Raw genomic sequence first — 17,698 nt, 5'->3', positions numbered from 1 at the left:
AAAGCTATCCAACTCCAGATTCCACTTATTTATGCATTTCCACGATTTGAGTCGGCGCCATCTCTACATTCCGTCGATCTACTTGGCGAACGACACTGGCAGCCAGGGATAAGAAAGCACGTCCGGTTACGGAATCTTCATCCAACGCAACAGGTGTACCATTATCTCCCCCTTCGCAAATGCTTTGTACGATAGGTATCTGTCCCAACAAAGGAACATTCATCTCTTCAGCCAGTTTCTTTGCGCCTTCTTTTCCGAAGATATAGTATTTATTTTCGGGAAGTTCGGCAGGAGTAAACCAAGCCATATTTTCAACCAAACCAAGGATAGGTACATTTACCTTATCATTGGTAAACATATTGATTCCCTTACGGGCATCTGCCAAAGCCACTGCCTGCGGAGTGCTGACAACAATCGCCCCTGTCATGGCCAGCGTTTGAACAACTGTCAAATGAATATCACTGGTTCCGGGAGGAAGGTCTATCAGAAAATAATCCAACTCTCCCCAAGCTGCATCAGCAATCAACTGTTTCAACGCATTACTAGCCATTCCACCACGCCACAAAGTTGCCTGATCCGGATCGACAAAGAAGCCGATAGATAATAATTTCACTCCATATTTTTCTACCGGAATAATCATGTCACGACCGTCGATACGTTCAGCATAAGGGCGTGCATCTTCCACCTGAAACATCTTCGGCATAGAAGGACCAAAAATATCAGCATCAAGCAAACCTACTTTATAACCTAATTTAGCCAAAGCAACAGCCAGATTCGCAGACACCGTAGACTTGCCTACTCCACCTTTACCGGAAGATATGCCGACTATATTCTTCACTTGCGGAAGGAGCTTGCCAACTTCCGGACGGGCAGCTTGTTTACTTTCCGCTGTGATCGTTACCTGCACATCAGGAGAGACATACGTATGGATAGCTGTTTCCGCAGCCTTCAACATTGATTTCATAAACGGATCAGTCGGTTTCTCAAAGATCAATGAGAAGCTGACAGTCATGCCATCAATACGGAGATTATCGGCAACCATCTCCGCTTCCACCAGATTCTTTCCCGTACCGGGATAACGCACCGTTGCCAATGCATCTAATATCAATTTAGGATAGAGAGTCATTTTATTTACTATTTGACGATTTACTATTTACAATTTAAAATCACCATTCGATTAAGTGTCAGTTCACTTTAAGGGCGATTGTTACTGCACAAAACTATTTACTTGTACTTAATCCGCTACGTTTGCTACGATTGTAACTACGATAAGGATCAAGTTCTATTTCTACATCCGGTTCTTGCAATTGACCTTCCTGCGGAAGCCGGAATTTGATATACTTAATAGCTAAACCACGATCGAGCCATTGTTGTTCATAATAAGTCTTGATACCGAGAATATCATCTACCAAATCGGAATGATATAAATCTTCGGTCATAAACTCAACGGGAAGACGGTTCGCTTCAATCATGTATTTTGTATAGGTAAACATGAAGTTGCTGTCCGTTTTCAGGTGGATAATGCCATTCGGCTGCAAGAATTTACGGTACCGTTCCATAAAATAGGTGGAAGTCAATCGCTTGGTTGCTTTCTTCATTTGCGGATCAGAGAAGGTAAGCCATATTTCACTTACTTCGCCTTCGGCAAAAAAACGTTCAATGATTTCAATATTGGTACGCAGGAAAGCGACATTCTTCATTCCGGCCTGTAATGATTCCGTTGCTCCCGTCCACATACGGGCACCTTTTATATCAACTGCTATAAAGTTCTTTTCGGGAAACATTTTACCCAAGCCGACGGTGTACTCACCACGTCCGCAGCCTAGTTCGAGCACAATCGGATGATCGTTTTTAAAAAACTCCTTATGCCATTTCCCCTTCATGTCAAAAGGCACGTTATCTACTGCCGAATAAGGATATTCGAACACGTGTGGATAACTCGCCATATCGGCAAACTTTTCTAATTTATTCTTTCCCATATCAATCCTGATTAGGCCGCAAAGGTACTGATTTTGACGCAACTGACAAAAAGAAATGGAGCACAGATTTCTCTATGCTCCATTCTTCTATAATATTGAATGATTCGTGTTATTAAATCTCAACATTCACTTCAACGTTTACTTCTACATTTCCACCTTGTTGTGCTTTCAAATCTTCATAGAAAGCAGCATGAGCAACCTGCACATAAGGTTGCAGGAAAAAGAATCCGATACCGAAAGTAAAGAGAGAAAGGATAGCCCAACCGATAAAGCTCAAATCAAGCATGAACAGTTTCATCTTGTTGTTTTCCATCATAGCCATACTTTTCTCAATAGCTGCATTGTTTTTCATTTCGGGTTCTTCTTTCAAGATATAGTCGGTCATTGCATAAGAATAGTGCTTAATAATTCCTGGTACAACCAACAGCAACATCCACAAAGCGGTATAGATACCCTGTAGCAACTTCGTTACAAAAATACGTCCATAGTCCTGGAAGCCTTCGAATAACACTCCGAAATCAATTTCTTTACCTTTGAATACACCAAGCATCACGATAGCAAAGCCGTATGCAACCGGTAGTCCGACAAACAATGAACATAATCCGCCAATCACAGGAATAGCAGATAATCCACCGGCAATAACTGAATAAATAAGTGCAGCAACGGCTGCCATAGGCCACTTTCCTCGAAGTGCCTCACGCGCCTGAGCACGCAGTTCTGAGTTTAGTTTTAACATAGTGAATAATATTAATTGATAAATGTGTTATTTCATAATATATCGTCATTCTACAATCGTCACCCAGCCATGTGTATCCGGCTCGTCGCCATACTGAATTCCACGCAGCTTATTGTACAATTTTGTACAGATAGGTCCCGGCTTACCATCTTTAGAGATAACGTATGATTTTCCGTTTTCCAAATCATCGATACGCTGAATCGGGCTGATTACTGCGGCAGTACCACAAGCACCTGCTTCTTCAAATGTTTCCAGTTCTTCTTCCGGTATCGGACGGCGTTCCACCTTGATACCCATGTCTTCTGCCAACTGCATCAAACTTTTATTGGTAATAGAAGGCAGAATAGAAGTTGATTTCGGAGTGATATAAGTATTATCTTTAATACCGAAGAAATTGGCAGCACCACATTCATCAATATATTTCTTTTCTTTCGCATCAAGATAGAACTCGCAGGAATACCCCAGATCGTGTGCTTTCTTGTTAGCACGAAGACTGGCTGCATAGTTGCCACCTACTTTATAAATACCTGTTCCATGAGGAGCGGCACGATCGAACTCACGAATGATAACGTACGGATTGGTAGAGAAACCACCTTTGAAATATGGACCTACCGGAGTTACGAACACAACAAACATATACTCTTCAGCAGGATGTACACCTACTTGGGCACTTGTTCCGATCAACAGCGGACGAATGTAAAGAGAAGCACCGGTTTCATAAGGAGGGATAAAACGTTCATTCAGTTTTACGACTTTCAAAATTGCTTCTTTAAACCGTTCTGTCGGAAGTTCTGCCATCAAAATTCCCTGGCAAGTAGATTGCAGACGGGCTGCGTTTTCTTCCAAACGGAAAATACGTACTTTACCATCCTTTCCACGGAATGCTTTCAGCCCTTCAAAGGCTTCCTGACCATAGTGTAAACAGGTTGCCGCCATGTGCAAATTAAGGTGTTCGTCACTACTAACCTCTAATTCTCCCCATGCACCATTACGGAAGTTGATTCTCACATTGTAATCTGTCTTCATGTATCCGAATGACAGATTCGCCCAGTCTATTTCTTTCATATTGTTATGTATTAGTTTATTTTCTATTGCATTGAAACGCAAAAATAACTTTTATTCTTCAGATAGCCTCTTTTCTTGCAATAATTTTTCGACTTCCCGGTCGGCTTTTGTCAGTTTATCCTTGCAAAAAGCAATAATCTCATTGGCTTCTTTTATTTTCTCACTCAAAATGTCGATATCCAGTTCGTTATTATCTATCTGGCGAACGATCTTTTCGAGACGTTCCATTGCTTGGGAATATGTTTCTTTTTTTGCTGCCACAATGATTGATATTTAATGGTTAATAATGAATGTTTTTACAAATACACAGTCGACGGATAGTTACTTTTCCACCACAGATTGCACTTCTCCTTTCAGCAACCGGGTTGTCAAGCGATCTCCCGGTTTCAGCGAAGATGCATCCGTCACCGCTTTCCCGTCTTTGATTGTAATACTGTATCCCCGGCTCAAGAGTTTATCCGGAGAGGCGTCTGCTATTCGCTGTTGTAAAAGTTCCAACCGGTGAGACTGACGGGCCAACAATGCTTTCGCCACTTGTGACAAATCCTTCTTTGCTGCCAGCAAAGAAAAACGAGCATCCGCAAGTTTGCGGTGAACAAGATTGGGAATACGGATTTGGAGCGCCTCCAACCTTCGTTGTTCCTGCTCAAGAAGCATATAAGCTCCCTGTTGAAGACGTACAGATAATTCTTCCAGATGCTCTGCTACTTCCGTTACCTGATGAATCAGAAGCTCGGCAGCAGCCGTAGGAGTCTTTACCCGGGTATGAGCTACAGAGTCAAGGACTGTATCATCGCGTTCATGACCAATACCGGTAATGATAGGTAATGGAAATTGCGCACATGCAGCTGCTAGTAGATAAGTATCAAAACCGGATAAATCGGAAGTAGCCCCACCGCCACGAATAATGACCACTACGTCAAATTCATTGATGCGGGCATTGATACGGTCTAAAGCCACCAATACAGACTCTTCAACCTGATTGCCTTGCATTAAAGCCGGAAAAAGTTCTGTATAAAAATAGAATCCGCCCGGATTGTGCTGTAACTGATGGCAGAAATCTCCATATCCGGCTGCGGTAGCCGAAGAAATGACAGCAACACGTTGGGGAAGAACCGGCATTTCAAGTTCTTTATTCAACGTCAAGACTCCCTCCTCTTCCAACTGCAATAATATTTCCCGACGACGGCGAGCCATATCTCCCAACGTGTAAGCTGGATCAATATCAAGCACCGTCAGACTGTAACCGTATAACTCATGAAACTGAACAGTTACTTTCACCAGCACTTTAATACCGGAGGTAAACAGTTGTCCGGTGCTTTCCTCAAAGTAGGGTTTCAGCAAGCGGTAGATATTATTCCAAATCATCCCCCGTGCTTTGGCTACGAGATTATTACTACGAGGATCTTTCTGCACAAATTCCAGATAACAATGCCCCGTCGTATTGGAACGGACATCGCTCAACTCTGCCTGTATCCAATATTCATCGGGCAGGCATTGCTCCAGACTACGGCGGACAAGTGAATTCAGTTCTAAAAGGGAAAGAGAATCCATAAAAAAGAACAGTTAACGTTGAGTTGATTGATATGCCTTCCACAAATCGGGAATACCATATCCATATATATTATCCGGGAAATCAGCTCTATCACCTGACTGACGTACCAAATCAATAATCTGCTTTGCCGTCAGCTTCGGGCAAGCCTGCCACAAGCAAGCTACCATACCGCACATAATCGGAGAAGCAAAAGAGGTTCCATTGGCGCGACGAAGATTTCCATCCGTTCCCATCACATCCGAATTTAAACCGACAGCCACTACGTCCGGCTTCACACGTCCGTCAGCCGTATTTCCCACAGAAGAAAACGGCGCCAGTTCTCCTCTTTTTGTTACAGCTCCTACAGTTATGATATTCTCCGCATCTCCCGGAGGAGTAATCTTCTTCCACGAACCTGCACCCGAATTTCCGGCACTGCACACAACTACCATTCCTTTATCGGCAGCTTTCGCTGCTTCCCGGGACATCAATGCATAATGACCATTCAAGTCACGGTATCTATAATTCTTCGCAGGATCATCAAATGAGTAGTAACCAAGCGATGTATTCACCAAATCCACTCCTACACTATCGGCAAACTCGATAGCTGCCGCCCAATAATCCTGCTCTACCAAATTTTCCGAATATTCGTCTTCACTACGCAGCAACCAATAAGAAGCTTCAGGAGCAGTGCCAATCATCACATGTGGCTGGTTCATAGCCATACAGGACAATACAGACATTCCATGACTGCTTTCTGCATAAATATCTGCCTCCGGATTCACAAAATCACGCACACCGAGAATACGGATATTTTTCATGGCATCAATCTTATCCACATTATGGAATCCGGCATCAATTACGGCAATGGTCATTCCCTGACCCTTAAAGCCGGCATCATGCAGGAGATCGACGCGGCTCATAGCCGCTTGCGTGATTGCAGGACCGTAAAGGCTATCGGTGCGCAACGGTTTATTTATCAATGAGTCTCTTTGAAATGCTCTTTGCGTGATACCTTTCCACACCCTTTCTGTAGAACGTACAAAAGGCAGTTGAGCTATTTTGCTGATTAAAGTACTGTCATTACAAGAAACAGTAACGAAATTATCCCATTTCCCGGTCACAAGTACATGAACACCTGTTTTTCGTATGGCATCTACATACGTCCTGCAAACCGGTAAATCGGTAGAATCAATGGGCAATCCCTGTTTCTTTCTCCGTTCTATAGATTTCTTAGACAAATACTTTTCCGGTTTCTGCAAAGAATAATCCGTAGCCGCTTTGTCTTTCAGACTAATCCGGTATTTTAAGGTATCTCCCGGAGTAAATTGGGCAGATACCCCCAGATACATATTTAGAGCGAGAATCAATACTATAAACTTCTTCATAAGTTATCTTTCTATTTTAATCAATCATAATTCTTCATTTTCTATAATCACCAGCCCGATTCCTCTTTGGGAAGCGATGAAAGCTCCTCCCAGCACCCGTCTTCCATCATAAAACACAGCAGATTGTCCGGGAGCAATGGCCGAGGCCGTTTCGAGGAAACGGACCAACAAACGTCCGTCTTCCAATCTTTTCACCCGACAGGGAATCGGACGACTGCGATAACGAATCCGCACTGTCAGATTCTCACACCCGAACAGTTCCCGTTCATCCACAATCTTATCCTGCTCCGCCAACATGTATTCAGTTTCCAATTGGTCGGCATCTCCAAGCATCACCGTATTTTTCTGCGGATTGATTTTCAACACATAAGCAGGCTTTCCTAAAGCGATCTCCAGTCCTTTTCGTTGACCAATCGTATAATAAGGTGCCCCTTTATGTTTCCCCAGTTTTACTCCTTCAGAGTTGACAAACCATCCCGATCCGATTTCACTATCCAGTTCAGGGCACTGTTCACGAAGAAAATCACGATAATCTCCTTTAATAAAGCAGACTTCCATACTTTCTCCTTCTTTCGACTTTGTCTCATACCCTTTCTCCGCAAGATACTCACGGACCTTTACCTTCGTATAATCTCCCAACGGGAAAATGCAACGTTTCAGCACATCCTGCCCCAATCTCCAGAGAAAATACGACTGATCTTTCTTATCATCGTCTCCGGCTACTATATAAATGTTTCCGTTTTTCTCTTCCAATCGCGAATAATGTCCGGTAGCTACCCATGCACAATTCAACTTATCCGCCCACTCCGTCAAAACACGAAACTTAAACAACGGATTGCACATCACACACGGATTCGGTGTACGCCCCTGCTTATATTCGTCTATGAAGTTTTTTACGATGGTCTCTTTAAAAGGAATACGCTCATCTGCCACATAATGTTCAATCCCCATCCGTTCTGCTAACTCCCTGGCATCCTGCGGTTCATCTCCCCACACACGCATGGTAACTCCTACGATCTCATATCCTTGTTCTTGCAGCATCAAGCAAGTAGCGGTGCTGTCTATGCCACCGCTCATACCTACCAATACTCTCTTGTTTCGTTCTTCCATTCGAATTTTGAAAATTTACATGGTTACAAATGTACGAGATTTCAAAGAGAAAAGTTGCTTTTCTGAAAGAAAATCCTTATATTTGAAATATACCAAAAGCGAGAACAATTATGGCTAACCCTAGATTACCGGGCATTTCCGAAAACGAAGAAGCCTTATTGTATGCCAAATTGAATGAGTACAACCGAGGCAGAGCCTCTTTTAAAGAGGCAGGAGTCTACTTGGTGGTGTTGCCCCGACCGGGGAAACCAAACTATTCCCTTTGGCTGTACTCTCCCCTGCCCGAAAAGCAATCCATTCTTTATATACATGACCTGTCACCGGACATTAACGAATCCCTCCGGATGGCCAGTACAATGTTTTACTATTCAAGGCGTTGTCTTATTCTCATGGATTACAATGAAAAAAGAATGCAGAGTAACGGTGACGACCTCATCTTCTTCGGAAAATACCGGGGACATTTTCTTCATGAAATTTTGAAGATAGATCCTGCCTATTTAAGTTGGGTAGCTTACAAGTTCACCCCAAAAATACCTAAACAGGAACGCTTCGTCCAAATAGCACAGGCTTATCATTCCATACATTTGGATATCATGATCAGAAAGTCGAGAGAGAAACGTTCATCAAGCCGCTATTTGGGAGAATTAGGGGAAAAACTGACTGACTTAAAATTAAAAGTCACACGCGTACGACTGGAAGACGATCCATACAAAACAAGAGTGAACGGCACTACCCCACAGTTTTTTGTCAAGCAGATACTAACTTTAACCGATGCCAGTGGAAACCTGGTTATTATAAGTATTCCATCAAAAAATCCCAGTGCGGTTTCATGCACTCTATCAGGGATAGAACATGAATACCGACTGGGAGATATTATCTACATTGCATCGGCGAAAGTATCACGCCAATACGAAAGCTATGGTTCAAAGTACACGCGCCTTAGCCATGTGAAGTTCGCAAGCCTCAACGTTTAGTCCAATCGTCCTTGACAAAACTTGCCGGATAAGAAATTTTATCCACCACTCCGTCTTTCTGACGAATCCAGGACGTAAATGTACGAGCACCCTCATCTAATACAATAATACGGGCCCCGTTAGGCAAATGATTATATTCCGTATTTCCACCGGTGAAGCGTCCATAAGCCAGAAGAATACCTTTCCACATCACTGCATAATCATTATCATGATCGTGTCCTACAAACATACCCATCACATCACCCGCTTCTTTCATTGCCGCAAACATTCCCGTATTCAATTTAGGTGCACAAGCTTCCTCCATACGAGTTCCGCGAAGAATCGCGTTTTCGGTACGGGCAGCTTCATTGTATTCAGGAAGAGGAATATGGAAAAAGGCAAGAGCCGGCAAAGGCTGTCCACCATTTTGCGCTTTATAAGCTGCACTCTGCTGGCGATACCAATTTATCTGATCGAATGTAAGCCATGCATATCCCTTCACATCTTTCAAAGGAGAATAGGAATGAGAATCCATGCAATAAAGCAAAGCTGCATCCTTCTTTACATTAGAAGACGATTTCACGGTTAATACATAGTCCGGCGATAAGACTGTTCCCCGGTCAGGCAATAAATTTCCGGGAACTTTACGGATAATATCATATAACTGTTCCCGTGTCATTCCCTGTTCATTGTCATGATTACCAAAAGTGACCACGAAAGGCAGTTTGCGTTTAACTACCGGTTCCAATACCTGCAACATTCCGGAATCTGCCGGAGCAGAATAAACAACATCGCCGGTAAAAATCACCAAATCCGGGCGTTCATCATCAAGCACCTGATTTATGCGTTCCAAAGCGATATCAGAAGCCCGGTTGCCGTATTTAAAATGCACATCGGTAAATTGCACAATTTTGAATTTACCATCTTTACTAAATTTCAGTTCACTCTTTTGAGCCATACCAAAAGTTGTTACCAACAAAAAGACAAGTGTTAAGTAAATTTTTAAGAGCCGAATCATATTTATTTGTTTTAGGGGTTAAGAAATCTTCTCTATCAATACGGTAGCATAGGCTGATATACCTTCTTCACGACCCGTAAAACCGAGTTTCTCGGTAGTAGTCGCCTTAATGGAAATATCATCCGCATCAATTCCCATAACAGTTGCCATCGTCTCTTGCATCAAAGGAATATGTGCCTTTAACTTCGGGCGTTCGGCACAAATGGTTGCATCGATATTCCCCACTTTATATCCTTTGGTAGCAATCAATTCCACTGTTTTCTTCAGCAGAATTTTGCTATCTATGTTTTTAAATTCTCCAGCCGTATCGGGAAAGTGATAGCCGATATCACGCATATTCGCCGCCCCTAACAAAGCATCGCAAACCGCATGCAACAATACATCAGCATCCGAATGTCCCAACAATCCTTTTGTATGTTCCAAAAGAATACCACCCAGCCACAATTCACGCCCTTCGACCAGCTGATGTACGTCGAAGCCAAAGCCTACTCTTATCTTCATATTTTGTATAACAAATGAGTACTAATGAATAAAAAAGATCAACGGATATAGAAATCCAGCAGTTTTTCCTCTTCCAGATAACCTTGCAAACGCTGTCCGATACTAACAGGACCTACACCGACAGGAGTCCCCGTAAAGAGTAGATCACCGATTTTCAACGTTACAAACTGACTGACATAAGCGATAATATCATCTATCTTGAAAAGCATATCTGCTGTACAGCCACGCTGTACTTCTTTACTGTCGATCAACAGATTGAAGTTCAAATTTTGAATATCTTTATAATGCTCTACCGGAACAAAAGTCCCAATAGCAGCCGATGAGTCAAAACCTTTACAAAGCTCCCAGGGATTCCCCTGTTCACGGAACTTTCGTTGAAGGTCACGGGCTGTAAAGTCGATACCGACTGTCACAGCATCATAATAGCGGTTAGCAAAACGGGGAGCGATATTTTTCCCCAATCGGTTGATACGGACTACCAATTCCGTTTCATAATGTATCTCGTTGGAAAAGTCGGGGATGAAAAACGGTTTGCCATCTTTCAGAATAGCAGAATCAGGCTTCATAAAAATCACCGGCTCCGTATTTACTTGTGTATGTCCCAGTTCTTTGTTATGCTGGGCGTAGTTCATGCCTACTGCAATAATCTTCATTATTTCTCGTTAAAATTCAATCGGTTAAACATAACAGCCAAATGAGCATATAAAGACGTATTCTGCACCACAATATTCTCGGGTACACGGATTCGGAAAGGAGTAAAGTTCCATACGGCTTTTATACCTCCGTCTACCATCTTATCTGTAATTTCCTGAGCAATATTAATAGGCACGGTCAACACACCGATATTTACATCGTATTCTTTCATCTTTGCCTCAAAATCATCGGAGTGAAAAATAGGAATACCATTCAGGTCTTTTCCCACCAATTCCGGATTCACATCAAAAGCTGCCACAATCTCCAGCCCGAAATGATGCAAACCTGAATCCCGAAGCAAAGCAGCCCCCAGGCTACCTACACCAAACAAGAAGGCTTTGTGCATATTGGTAAATCCAAGAAAACTCTCCAACACTTCAATCAGCGCATCAATGTTATACCCTACTCTCGTGCGCCCGGAGATATTGACGTAGGATAAATCCTTGGCGATTTGAGAAGCATCAATATTTATTTCCTTAGAGATTTGTGTAGAAGAGACGTACTGTTCTCCTTTTTCTTTCATTAGTTTTATGTTGGACAGATACCAGGGAAGTCTGCGCAAGGTAGGCTCCGGCACTTTATCCGCCTCTTTTCGTATAGATGTGCTCATACTTCTTACTAAATTTGGTATTTTGCAAAAGTACAATCTTTTTTGAGACTGACAACCCTATAACAGAAAACCTTAATAGAGATTAAACAAAACAATGAAAAGAGGTTCAAATTTTGCTCTTTTCCATAAGTTTAATACTTTTGAAAAGGATTAAAAATGACGAGTATGAAAAATAATGATTGGAAAGATAGATTAAACGTAGTGTATTCCACGAATCCGGACTTCGGCTATGAAATGGATAACGATGAAGAGCAAGTTACTCTCGACAAAAACAAACAAAACCTGCGAGTTTCCATTGACAAAAAGAACCGGGGCGGTAAAGTGGTCACATTAATTACCGGATTTATAGGTACGGAAAACGACTTGAAAGAGCTGGGTAAGCTACTGAAAAGCAAATGCGGAGTAGGCGGATCGGCTAAAGACGGAGAGATTATGGTGCAAGGAGATTTCAAAACCAAAATCATAGAGCTGCTCATTAAAGAAGGATACTCTAAAACAAAAGGTATAGGAGGTTAAACTAAATAGCATTTTGTAACTAGAAATTTTAAAGATATGAGAAAAGTAACATTATTCTGTGCAGCAGCGTTATTCTCACTGTTGTCATTTGCACAAGACAACAATGCTGATATCGTCAAGGTAGGCGATAGTATGCCTGCTTTCACCCTTCATTCAACAGTGAACGGTACTGTAAACTCCGAGGACCTGAAAGGAAAAGTTGTATTAATCAATATTTTCGCTACTTGGTGTGGTCCTTGCCAAAGCGAACTGGCTGAAGTTCAAAAAACACTCTGGCCTAAATATAAGGACAACAAAGATTTCTGCATGTTAGTAATCGGGCGCGAACATACCGACGATCAATTAACGGAATACAACAAGCGTAAAGGGTTTACATTTCCTCTCTACCCGGACCCGAAACGGGAAGTCACAGGTAAGTTTGCCAGTCAATACATTCCCAGAAGTTACTTAATCAACAAAGACGGGAAAGTGATATCCGCCACTGTCGGTTATAAAAAAGAGGAAATGGACAAGCTGATGAAGGAAATAGACAAAGCATTGAAATAATCCTCCCCAAGAATGTGCCTCATGTTATACATGGCAGTTTCTTGAGGAAAGGAATGATAAGATCAAATCAAAAGAAAAGGCAACTAACTCGTTATGAATTAGTTGCCTTTCTTGTATCTTCAAATAGAGAGTCTTAATGAATACCTCTATTAAGTTAACGTGTTCCGTTTTTAAGGACACATCATAGAATTTGAATCTGATTGATTATTCAGCTTTCAAAGTGAAACGCTTGAAATCAACAATCTTCAGTTCAGGGTCAGCAGCAGCCAACACTTCTCTTACAGTTTTCTTACCGTCCATGATATCTTCCTGGTTCAATAAGCAAACTTCTTTCAAGAACTTGCCCAGACGACCTTTCGCAATGTTCTGAATCATTTGTTCAGGCAGGTGTGCAGCCTTCTCTGCAGAAACAGTAGCAATGATTTCTTTTGCTTTAGCTACATCTTCAGCTGTAATCCATCCTTTAGCCATGTTGCTATCCATGTGTTCTTCGCTGTCCACATGAGCCGGGTTGATGTTAGCTTTCTTCAGAGCAGCTTCTACAGCTTTCTGTACCTGTTCTGCTTTTGTCTTCTCAATAGCAACTTCAATTTCTTTCTGTTTTACTTCTTCAGAAACGCCATCTTCATCAATAGCAATCGGGTTCATGGCAGCAATCTGCATAGCTATTTGCTTAGCCAACTGCTCGTTCACTTCCTTGTTGAAAGCAACAATCGTGCAAAGACCATTTCTGTTCATGTGATTATAAACAGCAGTGCATACACCTTCTACAGTCATGTAACCATCCAGTTCCATCTTCTCACCTGTGATACCGCTACGGTCAGTCACTGCATCCTGTACAGTACCGTTACCCATCGGCAATGCTTTTACTTCGTCCAAAGTAGCGCATTTATTAGCCACAGCAAGATCAAGAATATCCTGAGTCAGTTTCACGAAATCAGCATTCTGAGCCACAAAGTCAGTTTCACACTTCAAAGCAACGATAACAGCACGGTCACCGGTAGTTTTAGCCAAAACGCAACCTTCAGAAGCTTCACGTTCCGAACGCTTAGCAGCAACAGCTTGTCCTTTCTTACGGATAATTTCCATTGCCTTGTCGAAATCGCCTTCAGCTTCAGTCAACGCGTTTTTGCAATCCATCATACCAGCTCCGGTCATTTTACGCAGCTTGGTAATATCAGCCATACTTACAGCCATAATAATTTCCTTTATTTAAATGAATAATAATTTTCGAAACAAAAAAATGTGCCAATCTGCCAATCAAGATACAAGTGTATAAATATACTCTTGCACATTAGCAAATTGGCACATTTTATATATTAAGCCTCTTCGTCTTCCTTGATGAAAGCAGCAGCTTTAGCTGCGTTAATAGCTTCTTCGTCAGACTTGTCGAGTCTAGCTTTCACTGATTTCTTCTTGCCTTTGTTAGCAGGAGCTTCACCAGCAGCTTCCATATCGATCTTTTCAGCTTTTCTTTCTTCCAAACCTTCGATCATTGCAGCGCAGCAAGCATCCAAGATAACTTCTACAGATTTAGTAGCGTCATCGTTAGCAGGAATTACGAAATCTACGTTTGAAGGATCAGAGTTAGTATCAACGATACCAAATACAGGGATCCCCAGACGGTTAGCTTCGCGAACTGCGATGTTTTCTTTCATTACGTCGATAACGAACAATGCAGACGGCAGACGAGTCAGGTCAGCGATAGATCCCAAAGTCTTGTCCAATTTTGCACGTTGACGAGAAATCTGAAGAACTTCTCTCTTAGAAAGGTTAGAGTAAGTACCATCGTTAGTCAATTTATCGATAGTAGCCATTTTCTTCACAGCCTTACGGATAGTCGGGAAGTTAGTCAACATACCACCCGGCCAGCGTTCGATTACATAAGGCATATTAACAGATTGAGCTTTCTCAGCTACAACTTGTTTAGCTTGTTTTTTAGTAGCAACAAAAAGAACTTTCTTGCCAGATTTGGCAATCTGTTTCAAAGCTTCAGCAGCTTCGTCTACTTTTGCAACTGTTTTGTGGAGGTCAATGATATGAATACCATTGCGTTCCATGAAAATATAAGGAGCCATTGCAGGGTTCCACTTTCTCTTAAGGTGTCCGAAGTGGCAACCAGCCTCCAATAATGTATCAAAATTTGTTCTTGACATCTTGTTTTTTCTTTAAATCGTTTACTTTCTTTTTTGTTTTTTCTAAACCAACCGCTGGGTAGTCTATGAGCAGAGTCCCAGTAGTTTAGATACTAAACATATTCCTCTATCAGGCAGCACATTAACGCTTGCTGAACTGGAATCTTCTACGAGCTTTCGGCTGTCCCGGTTTCTTACGTTCAACAGAACGAGGGTCACGAGTCATGAAGCCTTCTGCACGAAGAGCGGCTTTATCTTCAGCGTTCATCTTAACCAGTGCACGAGCGATTGCCAAACGCAATGCCTGAGACTGACCAGTGAAACCACCACCACACAAGTTCACCTTGATGTCATACTTCTCAGCAGCACCCAGCTTGTTCAATGGTTGTTTTACAACATACTGAAGAATAGTTGATGGAAAGTACTCTGCAAGGTCTCTCTTGTTAATAGTAATCTTTCCTGTACCTTCGCTTACGAATATGCGTGCAATAGCACGTTTACGTCTGCCTAATGCATTTACTACTTCCATTATATCTTATTTATATGAATTAATATCAATCATTTTCGGGTTCTGAGCAGCTTGTTTGTGTTCGCTACCAGCGTAAACATACAAGTTATTCAGCAATTTAGCTCCCAGGATATTCTTAGGAAGCATGCCCTTCACTACTTTTTTCAGTAATCTCTCTTCACCGTTCGGTTTTGTAATCAAACGGGCAGGAGTCATTTCTCTCTGACCACCAGGATAACCTGTATATGACAAATAAACTCTGTCATTCCATTTGTTACCAGTCAGTTTTACTTTGTCTGCATTGATGATGATAACGTTATCACCGCAGTCTACGTGAGGAGTAAAGTTTGGTTTGTACTTTCCTCTCAGCAATTTTGCAACTTTTGCTCCCAGACGACCTAAAGTCTGGTCTGTAGCGTCAACGATAACCCATTCTTTGGTTACAGTCGCTTTGTTTGCAGAAATGGTCTTGTAACTTAAAGTATCCACTCTAATTTTGTTTTTTAAATGTTACTACTAAAAATTTTCTTCACCACTCATTAGTCTTCCCCGGACAAAGGAATACTAACTTGCTATGAATTAATCTCTTATCATTTTGTGATAATAATCGGCTTGCAAAAGTACGGCTTTTCTTTGAATTGGCAAACTATTTTTGTATATTTTTCCAGTCGCCTATTCTATTGAGAGTCTTCTCAATACCCGTTATTATTCATTCCATTGAGTTTCGGATTACTTTGTATCTCTTTCAGAGGGATAGGGAAAAGTTCATGTTTACCCTCCGTAAAATTCCGGTAAGCCGGATATGGTTTGTTCTCTTTCTGATTGACGGAACTGATCTCACCAAACAGTTTCAGAGCCTTTCCCAACACTCCCCAACGTATCAGATCATATTTGCGCTGTCCTTCAAAAGCCAGTTCAAAGCCGCGTTCCCAGTAGAGAGCCGTCCGAAACTTTCCTTCCGGTGTAGAGTCGTCGATGAAAGTCAGGTTATGTGTCTTTTTCCGTACGCTCATCATTTCATCATAATTCGCTTCTGTAATAGAAGTCGCTTCAGCACGTGTACGTACGCTATTCAACAAATCCCATGCTTTCTGTCTGTCCGTTCCTGTTTCATTATACGCTTCGGCAGCCATCAATACCACATCAGCATAACGCAAAGGACAATAGTTTACATCCGCATAATTGATATTCTTGTTCCATGACTCTTTCGGCATCCATTCCCGGCGCCATTTTCCCACATACCAGCTACCTGCACTTCTTTCTTCTTTTACATGCTCTTTTTTAGTACCATTCCAGGTATAACGATAGGTGCAAATAGCGACATCACGACGTTTATCGCTCGCTTCGAAGAAGTTACGCCATTCGGGGACTACTATAAAGAAACCGTTGGCACGTCCCATATACTGATTTGATTCAGATGCAGAAACTCCGGTAGGTTCCGCCACCTGCGGACCATTATAAATTCCCCATGCTCCACCGTTACGACGTCCTTGCGAATGATAGAAAGCAATCTCCCAAAGGCTCTCCTTATTATTCAGTACCCCTTGCGAGTAGCTTTTAAAGAGTGCCTCATAACCACCGTCATAAAAATCATGGTATCCTTTCTTTTCAAAAGCCTCCCACTCTTTTATCACTGCATCGAAAGATTCCATCCGCTTACTTTCCTCCGGACGTTTCAACTGTCCATTCGACTGAAGGCTGTATCCTGCACGCTGCAAATATACACGCATCAGCAATGCACGGGCAGCTCCCTGTGTCACCCGTTCGGGACTGGAAGAAGCTGTTGCCCAATCCAGATTGTTCTTAGCGAAAGTAAGGTCGGATATAATCTCGTCATAAATCACATCCCTGTCCACACGTTCACCAAAAGCAGATTCGTAGGATGATGAATAAGATGTTTTGAAAGGCACATCTCCCCAATATCTCACCAAATCAAATGCGAGGAAAGCACGCAGAAAGCGAGCTTCCGCTTCCAATGCTTTCAGACGGGTATTTTCTGCGTATCCTGTCATGCCACAAATTCCGTCAATGGTGAGGTTAGCCCGGTCGATTCCCTCATATTTCAGTTTCCAAATACTTTCAATCCACGTATTCGTGGAGTTTAGCTGATAATGTGCAATATCGTGAACCTGATTGTCAGACTGCGTACGGGCCGTATAATAGGTATCGTCTGATGCAGGAGAAGCCATTTCGTACCAACCATAATGATTAAAGTCCGACAATGAACTATATATTCCCATCACTGCCATTTCCGCTTTATCTTCCGAATCGAAATAGCGGTCCCGGTCATATTTTGAGTTAGGTTCTTCCGTCAGCAAATCCTCACAAGAGGAAAATCCTGTTGCCAATAGGGCGAATACGGCATATAATAGATGTATCTTTTTCATGATTACTATGTATTTAAAG

At 42.1% G+C, this 17,698-nt stretch carries 20 protein-coding genes; 3 read left to right on the top strand and 17 right to left on the bottom strand.

Annotated features, from left to right (window positions below):
• Positions 1–25 precede the first annotated feature (25 nt).
• The 8 genes from HMPREF0106_RS21070 to mnmA form a co-directional block, all read right to left on the bottom strand.
• On the bottom strand, positions 26–1,126 hold the full coding sequence (locus HMPREF0106_RS21070; protein WP_004309381.1) for an Mrp/NBP35 family ATP-binding protein: 1,101 nt from the start codon (positions 1,124–1,126) through the stop codon (positions 26–28).
• Positions 1,127–1,220: 94 nt separating this feature from the next.
• Positions 1,221–1,979, bottom strand: coding sequence for a tRNA (guanosine(46)-N7)-methyltransferase TrmB (trmB, locus tag HMPREF0106_RS21075; RefSeq protein WP_004309382.1), 759 nt, complete (start codon positions 1,977–1,979; stop codon positions 1,221–1,223).
• Positions 1,980–2,091: 112 nt separating this feature from the next.
• Positions 2,092–2,715: a DUF975 family protein gene (locus HMPREF0106_RS21080; RefSeq protein WP_009038989.1), complete on the bottom strand. Its 624-nt coding sequence runs from the start codon at positions 2,713–2,715 to the stop codon at positions 2,092–2,094.
• Between the two features lie 45 nt (positions 2,716–2,760).
• Positions 2,761–3,792 carry a branched-chain amino acid aminotransferase gene (locus HMPREF0106_RS21085; protein WP_255344217.1) on the bottom strand — a complete coding sequence of 344 codons (1,032 nt, stop codon included), beginning with the start codon at positions 3,790–3,792 and terminating at the stop codon, positions 2,761–2,763.
• A 39-nt stretch (positions 3,793–3,831) separates the two neighbouring features.
• A complete protein-coding gene (xseB, locus tag HMPREF0106_RS21090) occupies positions 3,832–4,041 on the bottom strand; it encodes an exodeoxyribonuclease VII small subunit (RefSeq protein WP_004314727.1) in 210 nt (69 codons plus the stop codon).
• A gap of 60 nt (positions 4,042–4,101) precedes the next feature.
• Positions 4,102–5,334, bottom strand: coding sequence for an exodeoxyribonuclease VII large subunit (gene xseA, locus HMPREF0106_RS21095; RefSeq protein WP_032850999.1), 1,233 nt, complete (start codon positions 5,332–5,334; stop codon positions 4,102–4,104).
• A 12-nt stretch (positions 5,335–5,346) separates the two neighbouring features.
• Entirely contained in the window at positions 5,347–6,702 is a 1,356-nt protein-coding gene (locus HMPREF0106_RS21100) for a S8 family peptidase (protein WP_009038987.1), read from the bottom strand.
• 24 nt (positions 6,703–6,726) lie between these two features.
• On the bottom strand, positions 6,727–7,812 hold the full coding sequence (mnmA, locus tag HMPREF0106_RS21105; RefSeq protein ID WP_009038986.1) for a tRNA 2-thiouridine(34) synthase MnmA: 1,086 nt from the start codon (positions 7,810–7,812) through the stop codon (positions 6,727–6,729).
• Between the two features lie 110 nt (positions 7,813–7,922).
• Here mnmA and HMPREF0106_RS21110 point away from each other — a divergent pair, with 110 nt between their 5' ends.
• On the top strand, positions 7,923–8,786 hold the full coding sequence (locus tag HMPREF0106_RS21110) for a hypothetical protein (protein ID WP_004314722.1): 864 nt from the start codon (positions 7,923–7,925) through the stop codon (positions 8,784–8,786).
• Here the strand turns inward: HMPREF0106_RS21110 and HMPREF0106_RS21115 are convergent.
• From HMPREF0106_RS21115 to HMPREF0106_RS21130, 4 genes are read right to left on the bottom strand one after another with little or no spacing between them, the layout of a single operon-like run.
• Positions 8,776–9,783 (bottom strand): metallophosphoesterase family protein, encoded by a 1,008-nt coding sequence (locus HMPREF0106_RS21115; protein WP_009038985.1) that lies wholly within the window; start codon positions 9,781–9,783, stop codon positions 8,776–8,778. The genes HMPREF0106_RS21110 and HMPREF0106_RS21115 overlap by 11 nt on opposite strands.
• Positions 9,784–9,801: 18 nt before the next feature.
• Positions 9,802–10,284, bottom strand: coding sequence for a 2-C-methyl-D-erythritol 2,4-cyclodiphosphate synthase (gene ispF / locus HMPREF0106_RS21120; protein WP_004308656.1), 483 nt, complete (start codon positions 10,282–10,284; stop codon positions 9,802–9,804).
• Positions 10,285–10,322: 38 nt separating this feature from the next.
• Positions 10,323–10,937 carry a fumarylacetoacetate hydrolase family protein gene (locus HMPREF0106_RS21125; RefSeq protein ID WP_009038984.1) on the bottom strand — a complete coding sequence of 205 codons (615 nt, stop codon included), beginning with the start codon at positions 10,935–10,937 and terminating at the stop codon, positions 10,323–10,325.
• A complete protein-coding gene (locus HMPREF0106_RS21130; RefSeq protein ID WP_004297208.1) occupies positions 10,937–11,587 on the bottom strand; it encodes a redox-sensing transcriptional repressor Rex in 651 nt (216 codons plus the stop codon). The genes HMPREF0106_RS21125 and HMPREF0106_RS21130 overlap by 1 nt, the downstream gene beginning before the upstream one ends.
• Before the next feature lie 165 nt (positions 11,588–11,752).
• Between HMPREF0106_RS21130 and HMPREF0106_RS21135 the strand changes: the two genes are divergently transcribed.
• Entirely contained in the window at positions 11,753–12,103 is a 351-nt protein-coding gene (locus tag HMPREF0106_RS21135; protein WP_008020449.1) for a translation initiation factor, read from the top strand.
• A 36-nt stretch (positions 12,104–12,139) separates the two neighbouring features.
• Positions 12,140–12,649 (top strand): TlpA family protein disulfide reductase, encoded by a 510-nt coding sequence (locus HMPREF0106_RS21140; protein ID WP_009038982.1) that lies wholly within the window; start codon positions 12,140–12,142, stop codon positions 12,647–12,649.
• A gap of 204 nt (positions 12,650–12,853) precedes the next feature.
• Here HMPREF0106_RS21140 and tsf read toward each other — a convergent pair whose 3' ends face one another.
• From tsf to HMPREF0106_RS21165, 5 genes are all read right to left on the bottom strand, one after another.
• Complete coding sequence (gene tsf, locus HMPREF0106_RS21145) at positions 12,854–13,846, bottom strand: translation elongation factor Ts (protein WP_004297205.1); 993 nt, start codon at positions 13,844–13,846, stop codon at positions 12,854–12,856.
• A 122-nt stretch (positions 13,847–13,968) separates the two neighbouring features.
• Positions 13,969–14,805: a 30S ribosomal protein S2 gene (gene rpsB / locus HMPREF0106_RS21150; RefSeq protein ID WP_004297204.1), complete on the bottom strand. Its 837-nt coding sequence runs from the start codon at positions 14,803–14,805 to the stop codon at positions 13,969–13,971.
• Positions 14,806–14,926: 121 nt separating this feature from the next.
• On the bottom strand, positions 14,927–15,313 hold the full coding sequence (gene rpsI, locus HMPREF0106_RS21155) for a 30S ribosomal protein S9 (RefSeq protein WP_004297203.1): 387 nt from the start codon (positions 15,311–15,313) through the stop codon (positions 14,927–14,929).
• 6 nt (positions 15,314–15,319) lie between these two features.
• Positions 15,320–15,781 carry a 50S ribosomal protein L13 gene (gene rplM / locus HMPREF0106_RS21160; protein ID WP_004297202.1) on the bottom strand — a complete coding sequence of 154 codons (462 nt, stop codon included), beginning with the start codon at positions 15,779–15,781 and terminating at the stop codon, positions 15,320–15,322.
• Positions 15,782–15,984: 203 nt separating this feature from the next.
• Positions 15,985–17,679 carry a RagB/SusD family nutrient uptake outer membrane protein gene (locus tag HMPREF0106_RS21165; RefSeq protein WP_009038981.1) on the bottom strand — a complete coding sequence of 565 codons (1,695 nt, stop codon included), beginning with the start codon at positions 17,677–17,679 and terminating at the stop codon, positions 15,985–15,987.
• Positions 17,680–17,698: the final 19 nt, after the last annotated feature.

The organism is Bacteroides sp. D22, from assembly GCF_000163675.1.
GTDB classification, from domain to species: domain Bacteria; phylum Bacteroidota; class Bacteroidia; order Bacteroidales; family Bacteroidaceae; genus Bacteroides; species Bacteroides xylanisolvens.
Note: the sequence above shows the minus strand (reverse complement) of the source record. Positions and strands in the feature narration are given on the sequence as shown.

Bases quoted from the DNA above. Each gene is read 5' to 3' on its own strand.
- HMPREF0106_RS21130 (WP_004297208.1), bottom strand. From the start codon at position 11,587: ATGAGCACATCTATACGAAAAGAGGCGGATAAAGTGCCGGAGCCTACC.
- HMPREF0106_RS21080 (WP_009038989.1), bottom strand. From the start codon at position 2,715: ATGTTAAAACTAAACTCAGAACTGCGTGCTCAGGCGCGTGAGGCACTT.
- HMPREF0106_RS21165 (WP_009038981.1), bottom strand. From the start codon at position 17,679: ATGAAAAAGATACATCTATTATATGCCGTATTCGCCCTATTGGCAACA.
- HMPREF0106_RS21070 (WP_004309381.1), bottom strand. From the start codon at position 1,126: ATGACTCTCTATCCTAAATTGATATTAGATGCATTGGCAACGGTGCGT.
- HMPREF0106_RS21125 (WP_009038984.1), bottom strand. From the start codon at position 10,937: ATGAAGATTATTGCAGTAGGCATGAACTACGCCCAGCATAACAAAGAA.
- ispF (WP_004308656.1), bottom strand. From the start codon at position 10,284: ATGAAGATAAGAGTAGGCTTTGGCTTCGACGTACATCAGCTGGTCGAA.
- rpsB (WP_004297204.1), bottom strand. From the start codon at position 14,805: ATGTCAAGAACAAATTTTGATACATTATTGGAGGCTGGTTGCCACTTC.
- HMPREF0106_RS21110 (WP_004314722.1), top strand. From the start codon at position 7,923: ATGGCTAACCCTAGATTACCGGGCATTTCCGAAAACGAAGAAGCCTTA.
- HMPREF0106_RS21115 (WP_009038985.1), bottom strand. From the start codon at position 9,783: ATGATTCGGCTCTTAAAAATTTACTTAACACTTGTCTTTTTGTTGGTA.
- rpsI (WP_004297203.1), bottom strand. From the start codon at position 15,313: ATGGAAGTAGTAAATGCATTAGGCAGACGTAAACGTGCTATTGCACGC.
- tsf (WP_004297205.1), bottom strand. From the start codon at position 13,846: ATGGCTGTAAGTATGGCTGATATTACCAAGCTGCGTAAAATGACCGGA.
- xseA (WP_032850999.1), bottom strand. From the start codon at position 5,334: ATGGATTCTCTTTCCCTTTTAGAACTGAATTCACTTGTCCGCCGTAGT.
- HMPREF0106_RS21100 (WP_009038987.1), bottom strand. From the start codon at position 6,702: ATGAAGAAGTTTATAGTATTGATTCTCGCTCTAAATATGTATCTGGGG.
- mnmA (WP_009038986.1), bottom strand. From the start codon at position 7,812: ATGGAAGAACGAAACAAGAGAGTATTGGTAGGTATGAGCGGTGGCATA.
- trmB (WP_004309382.1), bottom strand. From the start codon at position 1,979: ATGGGAAAGAATAAATTAGAAAAGTTTGCCGATATGGCGAGTTATCCA.
- HMPREF0106_RS21140 (WP_009038982.1), top strand. From the start codon at position 12,140: ATGAGAAAAGTAACATTATTCTGTGCAGCAGCGTTATTCTCACTGTTG.
- HMPREF0106_RS21135 (WP_008020449.1), top strand. From the start codon at position 11,753: ATGAAAAATAATGATTGGAAAGATAGATTAAACGTAGTGTATTCCACG.